This window comes from Burkholderia sp. BDU5, from assembly GCF_001522845.1.
In the GTDB taxonomy this organism is placed as follows: Bacteria; Pseudomonadota; Gammaproteobacteria; order Burkholderiales; family Burkholderiaceae; genus Burkholderia; species Burkholderia mayonis.
In genome coordinates this window covers 1-24,314 of sequence record NZ_LOWC01000067.1, presented here as the reverse complement: position 1 = coordinate 24,314, position 24,314 = coordinate 1, and the positions used below count along the sequence as shown (strand labels likewise).

At 63.8% G+C, this 24,314-nt stretch carries 22 protein-coding genes and 1 pseudogene; 12 read left to right on the top strand and 11 right to left on the bottom strand.

From position 1 onward, the window contains the following. The first annotated feature begins 114 nt into the window (after positions 1–114). Together WS69_RS12355 and WS69_RS12350 are read left to right on the top strand one after the other, a co-directional pair. Positions 115–1,287: an acyl-CoA dehydrogenase family protein gene (locus tag WS69_RS12355; RefSeq protein ID WP_059471053.1), complete on the top strand. Its 1,173-nt coding sequence runs from the start codon at positions 115–117 to the stop codon at positions 1,285–1,287. Positions 1,288–1,431: 144 nt separating this feature from the next. Continuing rightward, complete coding sequence (locus WS69_RS12350; protein WP_059471052.1) at positions 1,432–2,112, top strand: TetR/AcrR family transcriptional regulator; 681 nt, start codon at positions 1,432–1,434, stop codon at positions 2,110–2,112. An 836-nt stretch (positions 2,113–2,948) separates the two neighbouring features. On the opposite strand, the gene WS69_RS12345 is transcribed toward WS69_RS12350, so the two are convergent. The 8 genes from WS69_RS12345 to WS69_RS12315 form a co-directional block, all read right to left on the bottom strand. Further along, positions 2,949–4,010 (bottom strand): helix-turn-helix domain-containing protein, encoded by a 1,062-nt coding sequence (locus WS69_RS12345; protein ID WP_197419247.1) that lies wholly within the window; start codon positions 4,008–4,010, stop codon positions 2,949–2,951. 58 nt (positions 4,011–4,068) lie between these two features. Next, positions 4,069–4,368, bottom strand: a complete 300-nt coding sequence (locus tag WS69_RS33240) for a hypothetical protein (RefSeq protein WP_156438089.1) — start codon at positions 4,366–4,368, stop codon at positions 4,069–4,071. Continuing rightward, positions 4,365–5,816 (bottom strand): MDR family MFS transporter, encoded by a 1,452-nt coding sequence (locus WS69_RS12340; protein ID WP_059471051.1) that lies wholly within the window; start codon positions 5,814–5,816, stop codon positions 4,365–4,367. Before WS69_RS12340 ends, WS69_RS33240 begins: the two co-directional genes overlap by 4 nt. Positions 5,817–6,107: 291 nt before the next feature. Beyond that, positions 6,108–7,241, bottom strand: coding sequence for a molybdopterin-synthase adenylyltransferase MoeB (gene moeB / locus WS69_RS12335; RefSeq protein WP_059471050.1), 1,134 nt, complete (start codon positions 7,239–7,241; stop codon positions 6,108–6,110). A gap of 122 nt (positions 7,242–7,363) precedes the next feature. Further along, complete coding sequence (locus WS69_RS35285; protein ID WP_059471150.1) at positions 7,364–8,284, bottom strand: alpha/beta hydrolase family esterase; 921 nt, start codon at positions 8,282–8,284, stop codon at positions 7,364–7,366. A 104-nt stretch (positions 8,285–8,388) separates the two neighbouring features. Beyond that, positions 8,389–9,198, bottom strand: coding sequence for a redoxin domain-containing protein (locus tag WS69_RS12325; RefSeq protein WP_059471049.1), 810 nt, complete (start codon positions 9,196–9,198; stop codon positions 8,389–8,391). Positions 9,199–9,348: 150 nt separating this feature from the next. Further along, the gene (locus WS69_RS12320; RefSeq protein WP_059471048.1) at positions 9,349–10,821 is read right to left on the bottom strand and encodes a coproporphyrinogen-III oxidase family protein; all 1,473 of its coding nucleotides are present in this window, start codon (positions 10,819–10,821) and stop codon (positions 9,349–9,351) included. Positions 10,822–10,927: 106 nt separating this feature from the next. Continuing rightward, entirely contained in the window at positions 10,928–11,536 is a 609-nt protein-coding gene (locus tag WS69_RS12315) for a peroxiredoxin (protein ID WP_059471047.1), read from the bottom strand. 837 nt (positions 11,537–12,373) lie between these two features. Here WS69_RS12315 and WS69_RS12310 point away from each other — a divergent pair. From WS69_RS12310 to WS69_RS12275, 8 genes are all read left to right on the top strand, one after another. Beyond that, positions 12,374–13,147, top strand: a complete 774-nt coding sequence (locus WS69_RS12310; RefSeq protein WP_082716149.1) for a class I SAM-dependent methyltransferase — start codon at positions 12,374–12,376, stop codon at positions 13,145–13,147. A 19-nt stretch (positions 13,148–13,166) separates the two neighbouring features. Next, a complete protein-coding gene (locus WS69_RS12305; RefSeq protein WP_059471045.1) occupies positions 13,167–13,514 on the top strand; it encodes a hypothetical protein in 348 nt (115 codons plus the stop codon). A gap of 10 nt (positions 13,515–13,524) precedes the next feature. Continuing rightward, positions 13,525–13,980 carry an SAM-dependent methyltransferase gene (locus WS69_RS12300; RefSeq protein WP_059471044.1) on the top strand — a complete coding sequence of 152 codons (456 nt, stop codon included), beginning with the start codon at positions 13,525–13,527 and terminating at the stop codon, positions 13,978–13,980. A 53-nt stretch (positions 13,981–14,033) separates the two neighbouring features. Beyond that, entirely contained in the window at positions 14,034–14,867 is an 834-nt protein-coding gene (locus tag WS69_RS12295) for a metal-dependent hydrolase (RefSeq protein WP_059471043.1), read from the top strand. Between the two features lie 70 nt (positions 14,868–14,937). After that, entirely contained in the window at positions 14,938–15,204 is a 267-nt protein-coding gene (locus tag WS69_RS12290) for a MoaD/ThiS family protein (RefSeq protein ID WP_226382890.1), read from the top strand. Positions 15,205–15,209: 5 nt separating this feature from the next. After that, positions 15,210–16,445, top strand: a complete 1,236-nt coding sequence (locus WS69_RS12285; protein WP_059471042.1) for an acyl-CoA dehydrogenase family protein — start codon at positions 15,210–15,212, stop codon at positions 16,443–16,445. A 3-nt stretch (positions 16,446–16,448) separates the two neighbouring features. Beyond that, on the top strand, positions 16,449–17,279 hold the full coding sequence (locus WS69_RS12280) for a hypothetical protein (RefSeq protein WP_059471041.1): 831 nt from the start codon (positions 16,449–16,451) through the stop codon (positions 17,277–17,279). Between the two features lie 325 nt (positions 17,280–17,604). After that, on the top strand, positions 17,605–19,170 hold the full coding sequence (locus tag WS69_RS12275; RefSeq protein ID WP_059471148.1) for a xylulokinase: 1,566 nt from the start codon (positions 17,605–17,607) through the stop codon (positions 19,168–19,170). A 99-nt stretch (positions 19,171–19,269) separates the two neighbouring features. On the opposite strand, the gene WS69_RS12270 is transcribed toward WS69_RS12275, so the two are convergent. After that, positions 19,270–20,175 carry a hypothetical protein gene (locus WS69_RS12270; protein WP_059471040.1) on the bottom strand — a complete coding sequence of 302 codons (906 nt, stop codon included), beginning with the start codon at positions 20,173–20,175 and terminating at the stop codon, positions 19,270–19,272. A 183-nt stretch (positions 20,176–20,358) separates the two neighbouring features. Here WS69_RS12270 and WS69_RS12265 point away from each other — a divergent pair, with 183 nt between their 5' ends. Then, positions 20,359–21,780 (top strand): pyridoxal phosphate-dependent decarboxylase family protein, encoded by a 1,422-nt coding sequence (locus tag WS69_RS12265; protein ID WP_059471147.1) that lies wholly within the window; start codon positions 20,359–20,361, stop codon positions 21,778–21,780. Between the two features lie 7 nt (positions 21,781–21,787). On the opposite strand, the pseudogene WS69_RS12260 reads toward WS69_RS12265, so the two are convergent. Both WS69_RS12260 and WS69_RS12255 read right to left on the bottom strand, forming a co-directional pair. Beyond that, positions 21,788–21,964: pseudogene (locus tag WS69_RS12260) on the bottom strand (zf-TFIIB domain-containing protein); the annotation flags it as partial. Positions 21,965–22,108: 144 nt separating this feature from the next. Then, positions 22,109–22,864, bottom strand: coding sequence for a TerC family protein (locus tag WS69_RS12255; protein WP_059471038.1), 756 nt, complete (start codon positions 22,862–22,864; stop codon positions 22,109–22,111). A gap of 136 nt (positions 22,865–23,000) precedes the next feature. Between WS69_RS12255 and WS69_RS12250 the strand changes: the two genes are divergently transcribed. Continuing rightward, the gene (locus WS69_RS12250) at positions 23,001–23,885 is read left to right on the top strand and encodes a LysR family transcriptional regulator (protein WP_059471037.1); all 885 of its coding nucleotides are present in this window, start codon (positions 23,001–23,003) and stop codon (positions 23,883–23,885) included. Positions 23,886–24,314: the final 429 nt, after the last annotated feature.

Genomic DNA, 24,314 nt, shown 5'->3' with positions numbered 1-24,314 from the left:
GTGCGCACATCGTAGCGCTGCGAATCTAATAAATCAATCGGTTGATTTATTTTTGCCGCATTCCTAGAATCGGCACGAATGCAACCGACCCCGGCATACCGACAGGAGACCTCGATGCAACGTGCCATCCCGAATCCGGCGTACTACCGGCCGGAACATATCGAATTGCAGGATACGCTGCGCCGGTTCGTCGCGAAAGAGATCGCGCCGTATGTGAACGAATGGGACGAGGCGGGCGAGTTTCCGCGCGAACTGTACGAGAAGGCGGCGCGCATCGGCCTCATCGGCATCGGCTTTCCGGATGCTTACGGCGGCGTCGAGGACGTCGACATGTTTCATCGGCTGATCTGCTCGATCGAGCTTGCGCACTGCGGCGCGGGCGGCGTCGTCAGCTCGCTGATGTCGCACACGATCGGCGCGCCGCCGATCGTGCACGCGGGCAGCGACGAACTGAAGGCGCGCGTGCTGCCGGGCATTCTCGCGGGCCGCAAGATTTCGGCGCTCGCGATCACCGAGCCGGGCGGCGGCTCGGACGTCGCCGCGCTGCGCACGAGCGCGGTGCGCGACGGCGGCCATTACGTCGTGAACGGCGAGAAGGTGTTCATCACGTCGGGCATCCGCGCCGACTATTACACGGTCGCGGTGCGCACCGATCCGGACGCGCAGGGCGCGAAGGGTCTGTCGCTGCTGCTCGTCGAAGGCGATGTGCCGGGCTTGTCGAAGACGCCGCTCGACAAGATGGGCTGGTGGGCGTCCGATACCGCGCATCTGCGTTTCGACGATTGCCGCGTGCCGGCCGCGAACCTGATCGGCCCGGAAGGCGGCGGCTTTCCGCTCGTCATGCAGAACTTCAATCTGGAGCGCTTCAGCCTTGCCGCGTCGGCGCTCGGCTTCGCGGAAGTCTGCTACGAAGACGCGCTCGACTGGGCGCGGCAGCGCCGGACCTTCGGGCAGCGCATCGTCGACCATCAGGTGATCCGGCACAAGCTCGTCGACATGGCGATGCACATCGACGCGACGCGCGCGTGGCTCGAACAATGCGCGTGGCAGATCGATCATCTCGACAGGCGCGCGCCGACGCTCGTCGCGACGATCTGCATGCTGAAGAACTTCGCGACGCAGACGATGCAGTTCTGCGCGGACGCCGCCGTGCAGATCCTGGGCGGCATGGGCTACATGCGCGGCACGCGGCCCGAGCGAATCTATCGCGAAGTGAAGGTCAACATGATCGGCGGCGGCGCGGAGGAAATCATGAAGGATCTCGCGGCGCGGCAGCTCGAATATTAGGGCGGGGCGCTCGGCGAACGGGCGGCGCATGCGGGCGGATCGGCTTTCCAAGCGTTTGAAACTCGCCGATAATCGTCCGAATTTCCGGCTTCGTCGCGGCTTCGCGGCGGCAAATGCCGGTTCGAAACATCGCATTGTGATTCTATGAGCGCCATACCTCAGGCCACGCGCAAACGCGGGCGTCCCGTGAAGGGCGAGAGCGCGACGCTGCGCGACGAATTGATCCTCAAGTCCGCGAAGCTGTTCCGCACACAGGGATACGAACGAACGACGGTCCGCGACATCGCCGCGGCGGCGGGCGTGCAGGCGGGAAGCTGGTTCTACTATTTCAAGACGAAGCAGGACATTCTCGTCGCGGTGATGGAGCAGGGGATGTCGAACGCGCTTGCACGGATCGAGGCGCTCGACGTCGAGAACCAACCCGCGCGCGAGGCGTTCCGCGCGCTCGTGCACACGCACCTGAAGACGCTGGTGTCGCCGGATCACGATTTCATTCCGGTGCTGCTGTACGAGTGGAAGTCGCTCGACGAATCGATGCAGGCGAAGGTGCTGAAGCTGAAGGACCGCTACGAGGCGGTGTGGGATGGCGTGATCGAGCGCTTGCAGGCCGCCGGCGAGTGGCCCGCGCCGACGCCGATCGATCGGTTGCTGATGTTCGGCGCGCTGAACTGGGTCGCGCAATGGTACAAGCCTGACGGGCCGCTCGGCTTCGACGCGCTCGCCGATCATGCGGTGCAGTTCCTGTTGCGGACAGGAGGGATGCCGGCGCCCGCGCCAGCGGCCGCGAGTGCGGCGAAGAGAAAGCGCGCCGCGAAAGCGCGCTGACGCGGACGAACCGCTTTTCGTTCGATGTCCGGAACTTTGCGGCGCTGGCCGTGAAAACGCGTTTGGCAAGCCACCGGCAGCTGGCGGGCGCGCATATCGCGCTAGATCGGAGGCGAGCGACACCGGCGGATGAACGGAATGCCGACGAAATGAACGATGCCGCGCATCATGACAAGAATCGCAGTTTGTGCAGAGTGAACGGATTGGCCTGCAACAACGGTGGCAAGTCTCGGCATCCACGTTACGGACGGCGTCGGGAAATCCCGGCCAAACCCCTGTCAACGATCACCAGCCACCCACCAGGCCCGGCGACAACACCCCCCGGATCATCGGCGACTGGGGGCGGGAATCATACCGGGCCTGGCTGGCCAAAGCCCCCGATTATCGGGGCTGGAAGATGGTAACGGGGGTGAGGTGAGCCGCCTGCGCCCGGGCGACCATTTGGGCGGCGGGCAATAGGCGGCCGCGCTCGATTATCGCGAGCGCCAATGCGTGGGACAGCGCTGGCCGATGATTGGGCGAGGCCCGTGACGCCATATCGAGGTCGGAATGACAGGCATGGAAGGCGTTCGGACGATTGGGGCAGGAAAAAGCGATGCGCGGCGGCGTCGGATGCGTGTTATTCATTTCGCCCGAACGCCGCATGCAATGCGCACGCATGATGCGATCACGTCGCGGTCGATCGCTTCAGCAGCGCATGACAACGCTCACGCGGCTACCCTCGGCCCTATTCAGGTTCATTCGCCCGAATCGAGGCGGCGTCCGTCTGTTTCGCCGACACCAGCGTTGCGGATCGATCGCGAGCGACTGCGGTGCGATACGGCGAGTTCGCCTTCTCAGGAAGCTCCAGTGGGAAAGTGGCGCCGCTCGTTGAAATCGAGCAGCATGTCGTGTTGCGTTGCCTTGTCGTTGTCCGAGCGTAGCTCGACCGCGGTATTCCGCCTGATCTCCGACGGCGCGCAGCCGAACTGACGTTTGAACAGTTTCGCGAACGAGGAGTTGTAGCAAAACCCATAGCGGTCGGCGAGTTCGGAAATCCGGATGCGGGATTCGGTCGAGTGTCTCAGGATGTAATAAATCTTTCTCAGTCGAAGAAGTTTGATGTATTCGGCGACGCCCAGATTTTCCCTCGAAAATAATCGATATAGCGCGGCGCGCGAGAGGCCGATGTCATGACAAATGGAATCGACGCACAATTTCGGTGATTCCAGGTGGTTGTTGATATAGGTTTTGACTTTCCTGGTCAATTCTATTTCCAGGTTCGATCGAACAGGCCCGATAGGGTCGTGGGCCACAGACGTCGCGGCCAGCAGCATATGCAGCGTGACGTCGCCGATGGCTTTCGATTCGGAATGGGAGATGGCGCCGACGTGCTCCGCGAGACCGACGATGTACTGAGAGGCGAGCGACGCCATCAGCCCGGAAAATACGGTGCTATGCCGCGAGGAGAGATCGATGGGGATGAAGTTGCGCGGAACGATCAGGATGACGACGTCGCCGGACTGAACGTCGATGCACAGCGGCCGAGCCAGATCGGCGAAGAAGAGCTGCCGCGCGCCAATGCGAACGATGCCGGTTTCGGATGTCGACTGCCACGCATGCTCGCGGGAGGCACAGAAGAAGTAGTGATCGAAATCGTCGCAATGGGTGCGCTGAATGGTCCGGATGGCTTCATATGTGACGAGGCCGTTCGAGATCGTCGTGGGGTAGCGAAGCGTGCCGAGCATCAGGTCGCCGACGTGCGCGCCGCTGAAAAAACTGTCCGGCCCCTCAGGCGCGGCGGCGTCTGTCTGACCCCGCCGGAGATGGGCCATCGCGTCCTGATTTTGCGAGGGTTCGAATTCCTTGCTCGCATCGAATTTTATGTTTGGAAATCGATATATTTCGACATTCTCCATGTCCCTCTCCAAGACTGAATGATCTGATTGAATTAATAGTTCTATTGGATTTCTATATTTATATGCGAAATCGATATTCGAGGGCGCATTTGTCGACTGTCGTATGGAACCGATACGGTTCGCCGGTCTGTGCGCAAGATCGCACTTCCACCGCTTGAGCGCGGCTCTTATGGGACGCACCACTGATGATGAGGCGGCGGACGACGCGCGCAAAAGCCCGGCGCGCGGATGCGCAATGCGGGACGCATCGGCGCAGCCGGCCGCCGATGGCCGTCGCCGTCGCGCCGATTTCCGCGTCGATCGTCGAAAGGGCCGTCGCGTGCGAAACGGAAAAGGCGTTGTGGCCGAGCGTGCTCAATCATGTGCGGGCACTTCCTGGGCGTCGGGCGGCGCGTCGTCCCGATCCACGAGCGGAAGCTCGGGCAGCCGTAACAGCACGACAAGGGCGAGCGCGACGATCGCCGAGCCGACCGCGAACGTTTCGGCGATCGAACTGCGGTAGATGTCCGCCAGGCCGCCGGCCGCCTGGTGGATCGGGCCGCTTAGATGATGCCCGGCGAGCGCCGTGCGCGCCGCGGCTTCCGTGGCTGGCAACTGACTCGCGATGATCGCGCTCGATCCGGCAATCCCGACCAGCCCGCCCAGCGAGCGAAAGAATGTCAGCATCGCGGTGCCGACGCCGCGTTGCGCGACCGGCAGCGCGTTCTGGACCGCGACCGTCATGTTCGGCATGACGAGACCCAGTCCGATTCCGAGCATGAAGACGCAGGGCTCGATGAACCAGTAGCTGAGGCGGGTCGAGATGGACCAGGCGAGCAGCGCGAACGCCACGATGGCGGTCGACAGTCCCGCCATTTGCGTGGGCTTGTAGCGGCCTATGCGCGCCAGGATGCGGCCGCCCATCACCGACGAGATGACCGCGCCCAGCATCAGCGGCACCATCAGCAGGCCCGACTCGGTCGCTCCCGTCCCGCTGACAAGCTGTGAAAACAGCGGCAGGAACAGTGTCGCTCCGAACAAGCCCATGAATGTCAGCGACATCACGATGCACGCGATGTTGAATACCGTGTTGTCGAACAGGTTCGGGGGCAGGATTGGCGCCGCCGCGCGCCGCAGGTGGATAAGCAGTGCCGCAGTCAAGACTAGGCCGGCCCCCGCGCTGCCATAGACCTGCGGCGAGTGCCACGGCCATGCGGAGCCGCCCAGCGAGAGCACCAGCAGAAACGCCGTGACGGCCGCCGTCATCAGCAGTGATCCCAGGTAATCGATTCGCTGCGCGCCGCCGGGCTGCCCGGGGCGCAGCTTGCGGACGATGTTGTACAGCGCCGCGCCGCCTACCGGGAGATTGATCAGAAAAATCCAGTGCCACGACAATGCATCGGTGATTACGCCGCCCAGCAGCGGGCCCATCACGCTCGTCGCGGCGAAAACTGCAGCGATGCCGCCTTGCTTGTGTCCGCGCTGCGCGGGCGGAATCAGATCGGCGATGATCGTCTGGCTCAATGGCAGGAATGCCCCCGCGCCTAGGCCCTGCACCACGCGCGCCGCGATCAACTCCGTCAGGCTTTGCGATAGGCCGCACAGCAGGGAGCCGACGAGGAACACCGCCACCGCGATGAAGATCATCCGCTTGCGGCCGAACTGGTCGCTGAGCTTCCCGTAAAGCGGCATCGACGTGGTGGAGGACAACACGTAGGCGGTCACGATCCACGAGCTCTTGGCAATGTCGCCGAGATCGGACATGATGCGCGGCAGCGCGGTTGCCACGATGCTCTGATCGAGCGTGCCGAGGCCGATGACCACCATCAGGGCCCAATAGATCGTGCGGATTTCGCGCGCGCTCGGCGGCGCGTGAGCCGGTTGCCGATCGCCGGTGGCCGGTTTCGACGCGCAAGCGGATGCCGGATCGGCCGGAGCATCAGATATCCGGCGTAACGCATGCCGTGCCGGCGGACGAGCGGATTCTCTCGAAAGCGGGACGTCGTCGATGTGGGCGGCGGGGACGTTGGCGAGCGTGCCGGATCGTGCCGACTTCCTGGATTGCTTTTCCATTTGCTCTCCCATGGTTCATCGAAACGGCACGTTAGAGCGCCGCGATCAATAAATCGGCATCGCGGGATCGACGGAAGCCGCCCAGGCGCGGATGCCGCCTGACAGGCTTCGCACGTTCCCGAAGCCGGCCTGGCGCAGGAGCGCGACGGCCGTGCCGCTGCGCTTGCCCGCGAGGCAATAGACGATGATGTCCGCGGCGGGATCGACCTCGTGCAGGCGCTCGCTCAGAACACTCATTGGGATGTGCTTTGCGCCTTCGATCCGGCAGATTTCCCACTCGTTCGGATCGCGCACGTCGAGCAGTGTCAATTTGATCGATGGATCGCTCAGCATCGATTGCAATTCCGCCACCCCGATTTCCGCGGTCTCGGGAGGCGGCGTTCCGCAAGCGGGCTGAGCGGCCTGCTCGCGCACCAGGTCGCGAATGATGGGGCGGGCGCCGCAGATCGGGCAATCCGGATCCTTGTCTAGCCGCAGTTCGTGCGTGCGCATGCTCAGCGCGTCGAACGTCAGCAGTCTTCCGATGAGCGGCGTTCCGATGCCCAGGATCAATTTGATGACCTCCGTTGCCTGAACGACGCCGAGCAGGCCGGGCAGTACGCCGAGCACCCCGCCCTCGGCGCAGTTGGGGACTTCGCCGGGGAGGGGCGCCTCGGCGAACAGGCATCGATAGCAAGGGCCGTGCTTCGCGTGGAATACCGTCGCCTGCCCGTCGAACCGGAAGATGCTCGCATGGACGTTCGGCTTGTCGAGCAGTACGCAGGCGTCGTTGATCAGGTAGCGCGTGGGGAAGTTGTCGCTACCGTCGGCGATGATGTCGTAGTCCGTGCAGATGTCCAGCGCGTTGTCTGGAGTCAGCATTGCGTCGTGAACGACGATCTCGATTTCAGGGTTCTGCGCGTTCAGCTTTTCCTTCGCCGATATCACTTTTCTGCGGCCGACGTCGCACGTGTGATGGAGGATCTGTCGCTGCAGATTGCTGACGTCCACGACGTCGCTGTCGACAAGGCCGAGACGTCCGACGCCCGCCGCCGCCAGATAAGTGGCGAGCGGCGATCCCAGACCGCCCGTGCCGACGCAGAGTACGCTGGCCGCCTTCAAGCGGCGCTGCCCATCCATTCCTATCTCGGGCATGATGAGGTGCCTGCTGTAGCGCTTGATCTCATTATTGGACAGCATAAGATACTCCGTCTCGTCAGCAATGTTTAGCGTTGAGCCAGCTCCACGCACCGGGACGTTCGATGCAACGGCCGGCACCGGTTCGCTGCCCCCGCGAGGCCGCGGCGACGGAATCGCGCGGGTCAGCCGGACTGCATCGACCTTTGCTTCGGCGCGGCCGCGCGCGCGCGGTTCGCTGCGATCATGCGGAAGAAGTGCCAGATTTCAAGCGGCGTGTCGACCGCAGTGCTGGTTCTGCCGAACAGGCGCGGGAACACATAGCGCGGCTGGGGAATCGTGTGTCCGCCGCCGTGAATCGTGATCAGTACGTTCTCGTCGCCCCACGCATCTCGCACCGCGCGGGTCTTGCGATCCCGGGGAAATAGGCCGTCCGCTTCGTCGCGATGGTGCGCGGCGTCCGGGCGGGCGAATGAGCGCGCGGTTTCCTCGGCGGACAGTACAGGACCGAGCGCACGCAGGCCGTACGGTGAGAGTTCTCCGCCTTGGTACGGATTGATTGGATCCGCCGTGCCGCTGATCGTCATCATCGGCACCGCCACGCGCCTGCCCGCGTGTCTGCAATCGGCCGGCGCGGGCCGATTGGCCGCAATCGCGGCAAAGCCTGCGAGGTCGTCCGTCATTTCGAGTGCGAGGCGGAAGCACATGTGCCCGCCGTTCGAAAATCCGACAACGAAGACGCTAGATCGATCGATCCCGCAAACAGATTCAAACCACGCGATTATTTCTCGCGTGAAGCTGACGTCGTCGACGTTGCGTCGCGTCGCCGCGTTCTTGCGCCCTTTCTGGCAGGTATTCCAGTTGCCGCCGACGCCGCGCGGATAGGCGAGCGCAAAGCCGTTTGCGTCGGCTAGCGCATCGAATTCGAACGCCGTGTATTTCCGGATCTGTTCCGGCGTACCGGAGCCGCCATGGAAGACGATGACGAGCGGCGCATTCGGAGGCAGGGACGGCGGCGTGACACGCAGGAATGTGCGGACGGTGTCGCCGACGCACAGCGATTCGAGGCGCGCCGGCAGTGCCGGCTGTCGGTCCGGCGAACGCATCCGGCTTCTGCGGAGGGCGAATGCGCAGAAGCCTGCGAGCAAGCTCGCAAGCGTACCCAAGACGACGGCGGTCGGATGCATTTCGATGGACGATCGTGGTCGGTTCAGAAGTTGTGCCGCGCAATCCGCTCCGCGTCGGCGAGCTCGTGCGCGAGTGCGAGCCATCGTGTCGCCGAGAGGAACGTCTGCTTGGTTTTCGTCGGATTGAGTCGCCGCACGTCCGCGGCCACGAGATTCCCGTGCCGGTCGAACAGGAAGCCGCTCTCGTGCGGCAGCAGCATGCCCCACACGCGATGCGACAGCGGCGGGGCGATGCGAACGCCCATCGCGTGAAACAAGTCGCCGTCCGGATCCGCGGCGAATGCGAGCGAGATGCCCTTTGCGCGCCACCAGTCGTCGTGACGGCGGGCGCTGACGGCCAGAACGGCAACGCCGAGGGTTTCCAGGCGATGGGCCACCGTTGAAAGATCGGCGAGATGAAGCCTGGAGTAGGGGCACCAATTGCCTCGATACAGAATGAGCAGCAGCGGCCGGCCGTTCGCGAATCGCGCGAGATCGATCGGATGATGGCCGAGGCTCGCCCATCCGTTTTCGGAGCGCGGAGGAGGCGCCGCATCGGTTTCGCCGTCGGCCGGGTCGGCGATGTCGTACCGGCTTTGGACTGACGCGGGAAGTTCCAGGTCGCGCTTCAGCGCATCGTCCGGTGTCTCGGTGAGCGGATACAGCGATCGCTTCATGAAGGCGTCCACCGAGAACGCCCAATCCATCCGGCTGCCCGTGCGGTAGCGCAGCCAGAGCAACGGAATGAGCAGAAAACGGATGCCGACCCACACGCCGGCAAGTGGAGTCCGCAGCGCGGCGACGAACGGGGAGTGACGGCGAATGCGCGGTTCGTTGGATGTTGTCACGATCATGGGCACGGAATGTCGGCGCTGAGTCCGATCGTCAGGCGGCGTTTCCCGACCGCGCGGCCGCGTTACGCGCGAATCGGCTGGGCGGCCGATGCGACTCGCTCGCGATCGGCCGTCCGGCCGGACGGATTACCGGCGTGCGGAGGTCGGCGTTCAGGCCACCTTGTTGCAGACCGCCGTGGTGAATGAACCGATGCGCTCGTGCAGGTAGACCGAGATGATTTCCTCGTGCAGTGCTTCTCCGTTCAATGTGGGCAGGAATGCATTGCCGTTGTCGGTCGACCGGATCAGTCCCTTGGACAGGAGTTCCGAAAAGACGGTCTTGAAAGGCTCGTCCTCGACGAGATCCACGCCATACTCGCGCTTGAAGCGGTCGATCTCGATCGGCTGACGGGATTTGTACGCGAAACCGAGCGCGGTGCCGACGGCCTGATTGCCGGTAAGCAGACGCCCGAAGGCGAGCGGCGGCGTGTCGCTCGATTCCATGTGATGGAGATAGCCGCTGATGTCGGAGCTGTTATGCGTCTGGATCACGCTCCGGTCGGCGCCCGCGAGCCAGCCGTATGCGCCGGGGCCGAACGCCAGCATGGTATCGAAGCGCTGCCACTTGTTGCGGGACACGCGAGGGATGTTGCCTTCGCGATACGTGCCGGGCAGGCTCCACCATCCGCATGGGCTCGGTTGATAGCCGTTTCGCACGAGATGCTCGACCGCCCGCTCGCGCATCTCGTAAGTCGCCCCCAGCGTCGGAAACAGGCCTTGCTCGACGAGCCTGTTGCGAACCTTCGGCACGTTCCACACTGCCCGGTTGCCGATCCCCATTGACTGGCGATCCGCGTTGCGCAGCCGATAGATCGTGATGGTCGGGACCCTGAGTTCGACGAGCGTGCGCAGGTCCTCCGAGACCGTCTCAGGCGTCTGATGCGGAAGGCCAAACATCATGTCGACGTTGAATGGGAATCCGGTACTGCGCAGGTTGAGGATCGCCTGGCGCGACATGTCCGGCGTATGGCCGCGATTGGTGAACTGGTTCACCTCCGGCGTGAAGGATTGCACGCCGACGCTGAAGCGATTGAACCCGATGTCGCCGAGCGCTCGGACCTTGTCGATGTCGCAGAAATTATCCGGATTGCCTTCGATGTTCAGCTCGCATTCCGGCGTCACGTGGAACGTCGACCGGACGTGATCGAGAATGCGTTTCAGATGCGCCGGAGTGAGGACAGCGGCTGTGCCGCCACCGATATAGAAGGATTCGATCAGCGCGCCGGTGACCCACGGAACCTGCTGGGCGTACAGCGTGGACTCCTTAATCAACGCATCCGTCCAACGATCGAGCTGGGCGCCGCGCGATGTCGGCGAGGCAAGCTGCTTGACGTAGTTGCAGAAGTGACAGATGTATTCGCACAGCGGAAAGTGATAGTACAGATGTGCGGGTCTGCCCTGCCCGGGATGTTGCTTGTAGCGCTCGAACAGCGCATCGGGCTCGAGGCGCTCGCCGTAGTTCGCGGTGACGTTGATGTTGTAGTCGTCCCGTTCGATCTGCAGTTCCGGGTGACGGTCGAGAAGCGCGCCCAGATTGGGTTCGTATTCGATCGTCTCCGGAAAGTCACACGCTCTGACGTTCATTGAGGCCTCTCAGTTGATTGTTGTCGCACGACGACTGTGTGATGGAACGGGGCCGTCGCCCCGCACTGTCCGGATCGACGGCGGGGAGCGTCGCCCGGCGGCTTCTTCAGCGCGCATTCGTGTTGTCCGCCGACAAGCGTCGAACCCACGCGAGCGCCTGTTCCACATGCTCGACCGCGCTTGCGCCCGCGATCGTGGCGGCCACCTTGCCGTGCGGGGCGATGACGAAAGTCGTGCGCGGCACGCGGTCATGGTCGTTGGGCTCGCCGCGCGTGTCGGTTTTGCCGGGTGGGGCGGGTTCGACGGCCAGGCCGAAAGCGCGGGCCACCCGGCCTTGTGCATCTGAGGCGACAGGAAACCTGCCTCCGCAGTACCGGGGATCGGCCGAGAACGCATGCAGTCGTTCGATGCTGTCTAGGGACACACCGACGATTGAGGCGCCCGCGCAGGCGAACTGGTCGACGTCGCGGGCGAACGCGTGCGCCTGAGCGTTACATCCGCTCGTGAAGGCGGACGGGTAGAAATAGACCACCACGGCGCCTTTGCGCAGCGCGTCCTTCAGAGCGTAGTGCAGAGGGCGGCCCGCCCGGGAGGCAGGCAGGGAGAAGTCGGGAGCGGCGTCTCCCGCTTGCAGGACGGCCTGCGCCTGCGGGAGATCCGGTGCATGAGGGGCGATATCGCGAGATCTCACCAAAGCGGATTGATGGCTCTGCATATTTAATAATCCGAAATATTTGATTTCGTCGAACTTGGTCCGCCGAGTGCCGAGCGGGAGCATGTATTCCCCGTGCGGTACGCGAGTCGCGGCGCGAGCATTTTTTGAATCACCTAATATATTTTACGAGTTGAGTCAACCCTATTTATTGGGGGTTTCGTTAATCGATTTATTCCTGATGGATAGACTAAGTAAAGTCGTCGTTACGTGTTAGCTCGTTTTGTCTCAGAAAGATGTGGATTTGTCTCACTCGGCAATCCGTCGATCGTCAGCGAAATCGGAGCGAAATCATATTGATTGAATTCGAGGCGCGGCGCGTACGACGGCGCCGGCGCATCGCAGCGATGCCGCATTTCCGATTACGGGTGGCTCGACATGATCCGGCCCCGCCGCGCCTGCATGCGCGGCTTGACGAGATGTCGGCTGTCGGCGGGGGGCGTGCGCCGCTCGGGCGAGAAAAATAATATGGCGAACCTCTTATGACGGTGCGGTATTGGGATCGGGCGCATTGGATGAAGCGAGGTCGAAAGTCAAATGGAAAAATTGATCGTGCGTAAATGATCAAAGGCATTGATCGCGGATGCTATCTTTTCGAGCGGATTGCTGCGACCGGTTTTGTACGAGATTCACGCAATGCATGCGTGAGACAAATTGGCATCTTTCTGAGACAAAACGAACTGTCTGCGCGGCGGCGATTTAATTTAGTCTGTGTGCGAAGTGATACGCCGGATTTGCAATGCCGGGCAGCGTTTCCGCCGGAGCGAAACATCATCGGTCGGCGGCGCGCGACGAAGGCCTTGTCAAGTTGTCTTGATCGGATAAACGGGAGCCACACCCATGTCGTCTACGCACGCGAGCGCAAGATTCGATGCGATTGCTGACAACTACGCAAGCAGCGAGGTTCACGAGACCAGTCCTTCTCTCACGATGCTGCGTTCGCTCAGCAACGGGCGGACGGACCTGGACGTCTGTGACGTCGCGTGCGCCGCCGGCCATTCGGCGTTCGCGTTTCTGGGGCGCGCGAAATTGATGTGCGGCGTCGATCCGTCGCCCAACATGCTGCGCAACTTCGTCGCGCTGGGTCAGGCCAGAGGGGCGCCAGTCCGCGCGGTCGAGGCGTACGCCGAATCGATGCCGCTGCCCGATCGTGGCTTCGACTTTGTGGTTTGCCGGTTGGCCGCGCATCACTTCCACGACATTGCTCGGGCCCTCGCCGAATTCCGGCGCATTCTCCGGCCCAACGGCAGCGTCGTCATCATCGATCTGCAAGGCGACGACGATCCCGAATGCGACGGCGTGAACCATCAGTTGGAGGTGCTCCACGATCCGACCCACATCCGCAGCTATACCATTGCGCGCTGGCGCGAACTGCTCGAGAACGCGGGGCTGCGCATCGAGACGCTGGAGCGCGACCTCACCGAACGCCCGGGCGGGGTCGGTCTCGCGCGCTGGTGCGACATCGCCAACTCCGGCGACGCCGCGCACGCGGCGATGGTCGCGCTGCTCGACGGGACGCCTCAGGCGACGCTCGATGCGATCGGCGTGCGCCGTGACGACCGGGGCTACACGGTGCCCGTCCGGACCTGCTTCATCGAAGCACACGCTCGATAAGACGATTTCCGAGCCGACCATGCCTGTCATTCACATCCTGCATCGACACACTGGAGACGGCGTGTCATCGCTTCTGCAGCAGGTCTGCGAAGCTGTGTGCGCCGTATCCGACATCCCGCGCGACAAAGTCTGGGCGTTCTGGCATCCCATCGATCCCGCACTGGCCTGGCGTGCGGACTGGAACCGAGAGCCGGGGGGGGGGCCGATTGTCAGGATCTTCTGCCGCCGCAGTCATTCCGCCGCGCGAGTGCAGGGCATCGCGGCCGCGGTGCGGTCGACCTTGGCCGCCGCGCTCGGGTGCGGTTTCTCCACCGTGTTTGTTCAAGTCATCCGCGTTGAAGACGAGGAGGTATTCAGTGTCGGCTAGTCAAATCACCATGGTTCCGATCGGCAGGGTGGCGTCGCCGCGTGTCGAGTTGATCGACGATCACTGGGGGGCGATCGAGTCAACGATCACGATCGGTTCGCCGGCGCTGTCGGACGATGCGCTGATGGGGCTCGATACGTTTAGTCACATCGAGGTGGTCTATCACTTGAATAAGGTGCCTTCGCAGGAGATCGAGCGGGGCGCGCGGCATCCGCGCGGGCGCGCCGATTGGCCGAAGATCGGGATTCTCGCGCAACGCGCGAAAGGGCGTCCGAACCTGATCGGCGTATCCCGCTGCCAGTTGCTGTCGGTCGAAGGCCGAACCTTACGCGTGAGGGGCCTCGATGCCGTCGACGGCACGCCCGTGCTGGACATCAAGCCGTACCTGGAGGAGTTCGGACCGATCGGAAGGGTCAGCCAGCCAGCCTGGAGCCACGAGGTCATGAAGGACTACTACATCCTGTAACCAACCTTCCGAGTGAGGGAGCCGGTCGCCGCAGCGGCCGCCCGATAATCGCCATGTGCCCACAACCTGACAGAGTCATTCCGGTTCGCCGGGTTCGACCGCGTTTCGATGTCGTCGAAGGCCGCCTGTGGTTCGGCGGCGATCGATTCCGCACGGCGCTGTTCAACGCGTACACGATGCTGCTGTGCGACGAATTCGAGTTCGTCGCCATTGCGCGCGATTATCTGCCCGTGATACGCGACGAGCATCTGCTGCGCCAACTCAAATCATGGCTGGGGCAGGAAGCCTCGCACGGAGTCCAGCACCGGAAGGCCTGCGATTATCTGGATCGTGTCGGCCTCCGGTACCGCGGCTTTCACAAGGTCGAGAGCTTTCTCGTGTTTCGGTTCCTGTTTCCGCTTCTCGGCCGGAAACTGCGCATCGCGTTGATCGCGGCGCTCGAGCATCTCAATACGCTGATGGGCGAGATGTGCCTGCGTCGGCCGGATTACTTCGCGCGGGCGAACCGCGAACTTGGCCTGCTGCTGAGCTGGCATTTCGCCGAGGAAATCGAACATCGCGCCGTGATCCACGACGTCGCGGACGCGGCCGGCGTGGGCTACGTCACCCGGATCGCCGTCGGCGTTCTCGCGTTCGCGCTCTATACCGGGGTGCTGTTCGCGACCACTTTCTGGTTCGCCGCACAGTCTTCGGATCTGTTGCGGCCATCCACGTATGCCCAGTGGTTTCGCTTCATGTTTGTCGACGAGCGTTTCGCACAGTTCATGCTTACGTACGCTCGTGCATACCTGTCGCCGCATTTCCACCCGCTGAAGCGCGATTCCGACCATTTCGCCGAGGCGGTGTTCCGGCGCCTGACCCCGGCAAGAACGGTCGCAGGCGGATGAGCAAGCACATCGGCGCCGTTTCGCATCGCTTTGTCATAGTTCGAGCATGACCCCATCCGGAGGACTCGCCATGAATATCGTACTGTCAGGTGTGCTGCAGAAATACGCGCAATATCAGCGTGAGCACTCGCTGGCCGCGGAAACGGTTCAGGAGGCCATCCAACTGCTGGTGGGACGCTTCCCCGCGATGGGCAACGTGCTGCTGGATTCGGCCGGTCATCCTCGCAAGGTGCACCGCATGTTTCTGAACGGCCATCAGATTTCGCCTGAACAAGTCGGCCAATGCCTGAAGCAGGAGGACAGGCTGGAGATCCTGACCGCGATCGCGGGAGGTTGACGCGCATGCTCGCCCCTCAATTGGACGTGATCGCTCCGGGCAGGCCTTTGTTGCGGCACGCGGACGGGCTCTTCGAACTGCCGCCGCCCGAGGACGCGACGCGCGATGCGGCGAGCCGCTGGGTCGACCGGTTCTCCGGCGATCTGCTCGACAAGGTGTCGAACGAGGCCGGACAACTGGACAGGGACGGCGCGACGCTCCGGCGCGAGGTGATGACCGAGGCGGCCCGCCGCGGATTGCTCGGAGCGTCGTTGCCGCGTCACGTCGGCGGCCTCGGCATGTCGCTGCTGGGTTGGGGGCACGCACTCGAACGTGTGGGCTATCTGTGCGACGACGCGTCGTTCGCGTTGAACATCAGCCTGTTTCAGTCCGTGGCCAACATGCTCGTTACGAGCGGCAATGCCGGGCTGATCGAGCGCTATGTCGCGCCTGTCTGCACCGGAGAGCGGCTCGCCGCGTTCGCCTATACGGAAGAGGCGGACGCGTTCAGCATGAAGAGCACGCTGCGCGCACATCACGGCGACTACCTGGTGAACGGCGCCAAGGTCATGGTGACAGCCGGTGCGATGGCCGACAGCTACATGACGTATGTGATGAACGAAGCCACCGACGACATGGCGGTCGTCATGATCGACCGGGATGCGCCGGGCGTTCACGTGCAGCCGATCGAGACGATGGGCCTGCGCGCGAGCGGCCTTGCCGCGGTTCGCTTCGATTCCGTGCGCGTGCCCAAGGAACAGTTGCTGCTCGCTGAGAACGGCCTGGATCACGTGCAGAATTTTCTGAATCCGCGCCGCGGCATTCTGTGTTGCGCGCCAATCGGGCGCATGCAGCGTATCGTGGACGAGTGCGTAAAGATGTTGTCGGAGACTGTCCGGCACGGCGCGCCGCTGACGAGCATGCAACTGATTCAGGCCCGGCTCGGCCGGATGCAGATGAAGGTTCACATTTCGAAAGCGCTCGTCGATCCCGCGCTGGACTGGCTGGATCAGAACGCGGCGAACAATCATCTCGAGGAGATCGTGTCGGCGGCCAAGCACGAGATCACCGAGCATGCGATTGCCGTCGCGCTCGACTCTATTCGGCTCACCGGCGCGCGCGGCTATGCGCATGCGAATCAGTTCGAGCGGTATCTTCGCGATTTCTGCGGATTGATCTCCGGCGCCGGTTCGCAGGACGTGCTGGAGGTCAATATGGGCTTGCTTGCGGTTGCCCGCGCGGCGGGCCGGACGACGGGATGAAAAATGGCGCGCTATTCCACCCTGCAGGTTCTCAACGATACGAGTCTCTTCGATTCTCGCCAGTTGCTGCCGCGAAGCGTGCTGGCGTGCACGATGAGAGTTTGGGCGCAATGGCTGAAGGATCACCTGCGCCCCTTTCCGCAACTCATTCGGGAATTCGGATTCGGCGTCGTCGTCGTGCGGCAGAGCATCCGTTATGAACGGCCCTTCGGTTTCTTCTCGGCCGACGAGTTCCTGGTGCATTGCACGATATCGGTACGCCAGAAGCGTCATTTGTTGCTCGGCGACGTCCAGTTCATGAACGGCGACGAGCGCTTCGCGCATCTGCAGTGCGCGATGCGGCCGCTCGCGATCGAGCACGGCAGCGACTTGGGCGCGATGCCGGTTCGCGTCGAGGGGGCGGTGCTGGACATGTTCCTCCCCGACGAGATCTCGAATGACGCAGTGGAGCGGCCGCTGCGCAAGACGCTGGGTGCATTGTCGGCGGCATCGGCGATCGCCACGGCGACGCGTGCCATCCGGATCTGCCGGCACGATTCCGAAGCGGCGGACCAGTGGTCATACATAGAAGTCGTCGCGAATGCCGCGAGCGCCCGCGAGGCGATGATCCTCGAGGCAAAGCCGGCGGAGCGCCGTGAGTTGCAGGCCGGGCTGGCCGCTCCCCTCGGCGGCATCGAGATCGAGATCGACCGGCCGCTGTTTCTGTTTGATTCCGCCGAAATCCATTCGACTGCCTATCGAATCGGAGATTGCCTCACGTTCGTGCATATCTATCGATCGAGCGTAGGGGGCAGTCACGAACACGCGACGGTCGTCGAGCGATTTGCGATCTGATCGCCGGGCCGCCGGTGTGGAGATGGCGAACGCGGCAAAGGAAAATTCCCGGCAAAAGGCGTTTCGAGGTATAAAGAAAATCCAGATGCGCAACGATCGCGAACGGGACATTCGTCTCCGTTGAGTCATCGTCCGCGTACCGCCCAATGCCGCTGTTGCCCGGTACTTGCCAATGTCCTGCTGACCGGTCCACACCGTTGCCTCGTTTTCGGGCGCGCGTCCATCCCATCGCGAGCATCCCAAGCGCCGCCGCCAAACCCTTTCGCGGCGCTCCATCGACTATGCTTCAAACATGTACCCCAACGTCCCGGCGAAAGGAGACGCGATGGCGGAACCCTGCGTGCTGGCGATCGATCTTGGCACGAGCGGCCCGAAGGCCGCAGTTGTTTCGCTCGCCGGGCGCGTCGTCGCGGCGGCGCACGATTCGGTCGCGACGCTGCGCATGCCGGGCGGCGGAGCCGAGCAAGACCCGCTCGAAGTCTGGCGCGCGGTCAAGCATGCGTGCAGCCTCGCGTTGCATGCGTCGGGCGTGGCGCCGCGCGACGTGCTCGCGATCGCATGCAGCAGCCAGTATTCGTCGATCGTGCCGATCGGCGCCGACGGCGCGCCCGTCGCGAACATGATGCTCTGGCTCGACCGGCGCGGCGCGCCGCGCGCGATGCGCGACCTGGCGAATTATCCGAAGCGGGCCGATTCGCTGCTTCGGCAGTGGCGCTGGCTGCGCGTGCATGGGCTGCCGCCCGTCGAAGGCGGGATTTCGCTCACGCACATGCGTTATCTGAAGTACGCGAAGCCCGACGTCTATGCGCACACCGCGACGTTTCTCGAGCCGATGGACTATCTGAATCTGCGCTTCACGGGACGCGCGTGCGCGAACCAGTGCACGGCGTTCATGTCGCTCGCGATCGACAACCGCAGCCTGAACGCGACGCGCTACGATCCGCGGCTCGTCCATTACTCGCGCATCGACGCCGGCAAGCTCCCCGAACTGCTGCCGGTCGACGCGATCGTCGGCCGCGTGCTGCCCGACGTCGCGAACGAACTCGGCTTGTCGCGCGATACGCTGGTGGTCGCGGGCCTGAACGACACGCAAGCGGGCGGGATGGGCACGCGCGCGTTCGCGGGCGAGCACGCGGCGCTGTCGATCGGCAGTTCGAGCGTGATGATCGCGCACGTACGCTTCAAGCGAACCGATATCCGTCACGCGATTCTCAGCATGCCGAGCCCGGTGCCGGACACGTATTTCGTGATGGCGGAAAACGGCATCGGCGGCGCGGCGTTGAAGCACTTCATCGAGCAGCAGGTCTATGCGGACGATCCGTTCGGCGCGCTGCCGCGCGACGATTGCTTCGCACGCCTGCAAATGGCGATCGACGCGACGCCGCCCGGCAGCGGCGGCGTGATGTTCATGCCGTGGCTCGCGGGATCGCTCGCGCCGTGCGCGGATGCGTCGATGCGAGGCGGCTTCGTCAACCTCGGGCTTGATGCGACACGCAGTCATCTCGCGCGCGCGGTGCTCGAAGGCGTCGCGATGAATCTGCGCTGGCTGCGCAGCCCCGTCGAAGCGTTCGCGAAACGGCGCTTCTCGCACTTCGTGTTCTACGGCGGCGGCGCGGAATCGGACGCGTGGTCGCAGATCGTCGCGGACGTGTTGAACGCGCCGGTTCATCGGGTCGAGCAGCCGCAATACACGACATGCGTCGGAACCGCGCTGCTCGCGTTCCAGCGGCTCGGCTTGCTCGATTTCGACGCGTTCGGCGCACGCGTGCGGATTCGCAGCATCCATGAGCCGAATCGCGCGAACGCGGCGATCTACGCGGAGATGTCGGCGCAATTCGTCGAGGCGTTCAAGCGCAATCGGCCGATTTTCCGCGCCTTGCAGCGCGCTTAGGCGAGCGAACGGATCGGCCGTCGGCGTCGCCCGTCGCTTGCGGCGCGCGTGGCCGCTTCGCCGGCGGCGCGCAGCCGCCGATGCGCAATCGGACGTTCTTCAGCCGGGTGCGTAGCACACGAGCCAGTCCTTGACGTAATAGCACTTCCAGCTCGCGTTGATCGGCAGATTGAGCGACGGAGGCGGCGGCGTGCCCGGCTTCGGCTTCGGATCGTTCGGGCCGCTGGCGCGGCTCGATTGATCGACGGACACCGGATACGGCACGTTCGCGAGAATGCCGCTGTATTGCTTGCCGAGCACGAATCCGACCGGCGTCAACAGCATGTAGGCGCCCGGATTGCCCGACGTTCCCGTCGACCAGACGGCCTGCCCCTTGTCGTAGACGACGAGATTGCCGTCGGGCTGCATCGCGACGCTGTCCGACGTGAAGCTCTTGTTCCACAGGTAATAGGTGACGTTGTTGAAGATCTGCAGCGACTGACGCCCGTTGAGCACCGGGAAATTCATCCCGAACGGATAGCCGACGACCATGTTGACCGCGCCGTCGTTCGGCGTGATGTGTGCGAACGGCCAGACGAACGACGGGTAGCCGCCTTGCGGCGGATAGATCGCGACGACGCCGAAATCCTCGACGACCGCATAGGAGCCCGGGGTCGGCGCGGGTCCGAAATACCAGTTGCTCCAGACGACGTCGTTCCCGGAATAGAACACGAGCCTGCCGTCGGTCTGCATGACGAGCCGATCGCCTTTGCCCACGTAGAGCGCGCCTTCCGGTTGCGTGCCGAAGAGTTGCGACGCCGAGCTCGCGCCCCACGCCCGCGTCGGGAACTTGTAATGGAAATAGAGTTTGCCGGTGACCGCGTCGATGCCGAATGCGAAATTGCCGTTGTTCGACATCACGTATTGTCCGGCGACCAATGTGCCGCCCGACGGAATGATTGCCCCCGCCATTGCCGATATCGATGAAAACAGCATCAACAAGAAAGCCAATGCGTATTTTTTCATGACATTTTCCGATTGTTATTAGGATGTAAATCGAAGCATAGCGTGATTGAATGGCGCGTCCAGAAAATTTTGAAGCGGCTAATTAGGCAGCCTTAATTCGAACGGCAATGCGCGAGTATGGAAATTGCACTCGACGTCGGCGAGTCTTCGCGCGTCGATGCCGGCCTCGCACAGGAGAACGTCATGGATCTCGAAGAAGGCATCAAGCAGCTTTACCCGTACGCCGCCGAATTCGGCGCGATGCATGGCTTTCCGGAACACGGGATGCCGCGTGAGCGGCTGCTCGAGCAACTGGAATCGATGGCCGCGCGCGAAGACCGCAAATGGGAGCACGGCCGCTGCTCGGGCACGATGTATTGCGGCGATCACGAGCATTATGCGTTCCTGAACGAAGCGTATGGACTATTCAGTCACGTCAACGCGCTGCAGCGCGACCTGTGTCCGAGCATGAACCGGATGGAAAGCGAGATCGTTGCGATGACGGTCGCATTGTTGCACGGCGAGGCGGTGACCGCGCACGACGGCGCGCATCGCGCATGCGGCGCGCTGAGCCTCGGCGGCACGGAGAGCATTTTGAATGCGACGCTCGCTTATCGCGAGAAAGCGCGCGCCGAGCGCGGAATCGTGCGGCCGCGGATGATCTGGCCGGCGTCCGCGCATCCGGCGTTTCGCAAGGCCGCGCATCTGTTCGGCTTCGACGTGGTCGTTGCGCCGATCGATCCGGAGACGATGCGGGTCGACGTCGATTTCGTACGCGATGCGATCGACGCCGACACCGTGATGATCATCGGCTCGGCGTGCAATTACCCGTACGGGACGATCGATCCGATTGCCGCGCTATCGGACATCGCGATCGACAAGCGCGTGTGGTTGCACGTCGACGGCTGCCTCGGCGGCTGGATCCTGCCTTGGGGCGAGGCGCTTGGTTATCCTGACATTCCGGCTTTCGATTTCCGCTTGCCGGGCGTCACGTCGATATCGGCCGATACGCACAAATACGGCTATGGACCGAAGGGCGGCTCGGTGCTTGCGTGGCGCGACGCGAGCTTTCGCCGCTACCAGTACTACCTGATGACCGACTGGGCGGGCGGCGTGTACGGCTCGCCCGGTTTGGCCGGCAGCCGCTCGGGCGGCCTGATCGCCGCGACGTGGGCGGCGTTGCGCAGCCTCGGGCGCGAAGGGTATCTGGCCCGCGCGCTGCCGATTTTCGACACGGCATTCGACATGCAGGCCGCCGTTCATGCGATCCCGGAGTTGCGCGTGCTCGGCAGGCCGACGTTCTGCTTCGCATTCGTGTCGGATGCGTTCGATATCTATCACGTGAACGACTGCATGCGGCAGCACGGCTGGCGCTTCAACGGACTCCAGCATCCGGACGCGCTGCATATGTGCGTGACCGGGCCGCAGACGCAGCCGGGCGTCGTCGAGCGGTTTCGGGCAGATCTCGGCGAAGCGGTCGAATACGCGAGACGCCACGCAAATGCGCGTCCGAAGTCGAGCGGCGTGTACGGCGGCGATTCGGCCGGACTCGATTTACGTGACGACGCTCAGGCAAGGGCGTTCTTCACGCAGGTGCTCAATCTGTTTACCGATTGCCCGTTCTAGATCAGGTCGCGCCGCGCGCCGCATCGCGCCGACGCTCGAGCGCATCGTCGTCGGACCGGACGATCAGCTTGTCGAGTTCGCCTCGATCGAGCCATACGCCGCGGCACGTCGGGCAGTAGTCGATTTCGATCGATTGCCGTTCGGTCACCGACAGATCGAGCGTCACGCAAACAGGGCATTGCATCGTCCCACACCTTTCGAGGGCGCGCGGACGAGCCGCGCTTCGATTCCCGCCGCGCGGTCCGGCCGAACCGGACCGCGCAACGTTTCGCATCGCGCGGCGCGAACGAGCCGAACCGCGCAACGGTTCACAACCCGCCGCGGCGCGTCACTCCGCGGCGATTCGTTTCGCATGCTTCGCCTTCGCGCGCCGCGCCAGCATGTTCATCCCTTCGACGAACGCGGAGAGTGCCATCGCCGCGTAGATGTAGCCCTTCGGCACGTGCGCGCCGAAGCCTTCCGCGATCAGCGTCGTGCCGATCATCATCAGGAAGCTCAGCGCGAGCACCACGATCGCCGGATTGCGGTCGATGAAGCGCGACAGCGGGCCGGCCGCGAACAGCATCGCCGTGACGGCCGCGATCACCGCGACGAACATGATCGGGATGTGCGTCGTCATGCCGACCGCGGTGACGATGCTGTCGATCGAGAACACGATGTCGAGCACGAGGATCTGACTGACGGCGGCCCACATCGTCAGGCCGACGGCGTTCGTCGAGCAGGCTTCGTCCGAGCCGTCATTCGACACGTGGTGGTGCATCTCCTTCGTCGCCTTCCACACGAGGAACAGGCCGCCCGAAATCAGGATCAGATCGCGCCACGAGAACGCATGGTCGAACAGCGTGAACACCGGTTCGGTGAGCCGCGCGATCCACGCGACCGTGCCGAGCAGTGCGAGACGGAGAATCAGCGCGAGGCCGATGCCGAGACGCTGCGTGCGCGCGCGCAGCGCTTCCGGCAGCTTGTTGCTCAGGATCGAGATGAAGATCAGGTTGTCGATGCCGAGCACGATTTCCATCGCGACGAGCGTCACGAGCGCGGCCCAGACAGCGGGATCGGCGGCGAGGGTCAGCAGGTAGTCCATGAGGGTTGTCGAATCGGGTCGTCAATCGAATGTCGAAGCCGTGATGATCGGCGCTTTCTCGCTTCGTAAAAACCAGTAGAAAACTGATTTATAGTTCGGTTTTTACGAAGCTTCGATGACAACGCAAGAGGGCGCGATGCTGAACTTTCGCCATCTGTATTACTTCTGGGTCGTCGTGAAGGAAGGCGGCTTCGCCCGCGCGGCCGCTCGGCTCGACATGGCGGTGCAGACGATCAGCGCGCAGGTGCGCGAGCTGGAAAAATCGATCGGGCACCCGTTGCTGAAGCCGGCGGGGCGCGGCGTGACGATGACGGACGCGGGGCAGGCCGCGTTCGCGCGCGCCGAGGAGATCTTCCGGATCGGACAGCGCATTGAGGACGAGGTGCGCGAAGCGGCGCGCGGCGAGGGCGCGCGGCTCGCGGTCGGGCTCACCGACGGCATCTCGAAGCTCACCGCGCACGCCGTGCTCGAGCCCGCGCTTACGGCGCCGTCGCTGCGGCTGCTGTGTCACGACGGCGAATACGAGGAACTGCTCGCCGAGCTCGCGCTGCATCGCCTCGATCTGGTGCTCGCGGGCGAGCCGGCGCCGCGCCGCGCGAACCTGCGGCTGACGAGCGAGCAGATCGTTGCGTCGCCCGTCGACTGGTACGGGCCGGCGGCGATCGTGTCGTCGGCGGCGCGCGGTCGCTTTCCGCAGTGCCTGGCCGACTTGCCGGTGCTGCTGCCGACCGCGCACGCGGCGCTGCGCTCGCGGCTCGACCGCTGGTTCGACGCGCACGGCATTCGGCCGCGGATCATCGGCGAGTTCGAGGACAGCGCGCTGATGGCCGTGTTCGCCGCGCGCGGCCTCGGCGTGTTTCCGCTGAGCGAGCCGGGCGCGGGCGACGTCGCGCTGCTGCGCGGGTTGCGGCGGCTCGGGCGCGCGCAAGGCGTGACCGAGGAGATCCATGCGATCCGGTCGCATCGCGGGCAGCATCATCCGCTGGTCGCGCAGATACTGGCCGCGGCGGAGCGGCGCTGAGCCGCACGCCCTCGCCGGCGGCGCGGCGTCAGCCCGCCGGCCGCGCGACGCCCTGACGGAACTGCCGGCGCGCGCTGTCGGCGCCGATGGCGGCACTTGTTGCCGATGCGTTCGAAAGGCCTGACATGATGTCTCCTGCGATGGATGGGCGAAGCGGAAAACGTCGAAGCGCGGATATCGTTGCGATCGTTCGCCGGCCGGATGAACGAAGCGTAGGCACGCGGCATCGGAAGAAAATTCGCGCGATTGACACGTGCGCTGGCGTTGCCGCCACGTGCGCTAGAGATTTCACCTAGTCGCGCGGGCATTGTCGGCAAGCACGTTCGTATCGGTGGAATTTTTCACAAAAGGGCTGTCGCGGACAAATAGAAATGTCCGGTTTTGTAGCAAATGAAATGTCCGCATGTTGGCGGGGGCGGCAAGCCGGCG